Below are 1546 nucleotides of genomic sequence, written 5' to 3'. Positions count from 1 at the left end.
TCGAGGATCAGGCCCGCACCGTCGAACGCATTTTGGGTGGCTTGGGCTTCACCTGCATCCGCGAGAGCGTCAACGCGGTGGAGGCCTGGCTGGGCAGCCTGCCCGGGCATGTCTACGCCAATGTGCGCCAGCCCCTGGTCCATACCTTGAACCTGGCGCATTTGATGCCGCTGTCCGCCGTCTGGGCCGGACCCAGCCGGAACCGACATTTGGACGGCCCCCCGCTTCTCCATGCCGAAACCTCCGGCTCCACCCCGTTCCGTCTTTCCACCCATGTGGAGGATGTGGGGCACATGCTGATCGTCGGTCCCACGGGAGCGGGAAAGTCCGTGCTGCTCGCCCTGATGGCCCTGCAGTTTCGGCGTTACGCCGGATCCCAGGTGATCCTCTTCGACAAGGGCCAGTCCGCCCGGGCCGCCGTTCTCGCCATGGGCGGAGAACACCATGTTCTGGGCGCCAAGGGCGGCCTGGCCTTCCAGCCCCTGCGGGACATTGATTCCCCAGCCACCCGAAGCTGGGCGGCGGATTGGATCGGTGGACTGCTGCTTCACGAAGGCGTCCCCGTCACCCCCGAGGTGAAGGAGGCCGTCTGGTCCGCTCTGGGCAATCTGGCGTCCGCCCCGCCGGAGGAGCGGACGCTCACCGGCCTTTCGGTGCTGCTGCAGTCCAACGCCCTGAAGGCGGCGCTCCAGCCCTACACCCTGGACGGTCCCTTCGGTCACCTGCTCGATGCCGCCGAGGACCGTCTAGCCCGGGCCGACGTCCAATGTTTCGAGACCGAGGAGGTGATGCACCAGCCCGCCGTGGTACCCCCGGCGCTCACCTATCTGTTCCATCGCCTGGAAGCCCGGTTCGACGGAAAAGCGACGCTTCTTATCCTCGACGAGGCCTGGGTTTATCTCGACAACCCGCTCTTCGCCGCGCGCATCCGCGAATGGCTCAAGGTGCTGCGCAAGAAGAACGTGGCGGTGGTCTTCGCCACCCAATCCCTGGCCGATATCGCCGACAGAGCCATCGCCCCGGCGATCATCGAAAGCTGCCCCCAGCGGATTTTTCTGCCCAATGATCGGGCCGTGGAACCCCAGTCCCGGAGCGCCTATGCCCATTTCGGGCTGAACGACCGGCAGATCGACCTGATCGCCCAGGCCACGCCCAAGCGCCACTACACCCTGCAATCCCGCCGGGGCAACCGGCTGTTCGACCTTGGCCTCGGGCCGGTGGCCCTGGCCCTCTGCGGCGCGTCCGATCCCGCCTCCCAGGCTCTGATCGACAGGCTCCTCTCGGAGCAGGGGTCGGATGGCTTCACGAAAGACTTCCTGGACGCCAAGGGTCTGGCTTGGGCCGCTGATCTCCTCGATCCCTCCTCCCAGACTGGAGAGAGCCCATGAGACCCCCGCTCCTCGCGGCCCTGGTGGCCGCGCCCCTGGCCTTCGGTACGCCAGCTCCGGTTTACGCGGCCTGGCCGGTCTTCGACGCCACCAACTACACCCAGAACCTGCTTCAGGCCGCCCGTGCCCTGGAGCAGATCACCAATCAGGTGAAGCAG

Annotated in this window: 1 pseudogene; it reads left to right on the top strand. The window is 66.6% G+C overall.

Features of this window, described 5'->3' with window-relative positions:
• Positions 1–1388: pseudogene (locus ACLIRY_RS27015) on the top strand (conjugal transfer protein TrbE); the annotation flags it as partial.
• Between the last annotated feature and the right edge of the window lie 158 nt (positions 1389–1546).

This window comes from Rhodospirillum sp. A1_3_36, assembly GCF_047263945.1.
GTDB lineage: Bacteria > Pseudomonadota > Alphaproteobacteria > Rhodospirillales > Rhodospirillaceae > Rhodospirillum.
This window is presented reverse-complemented; position numbering and strand designations above follow the sequence as displayed.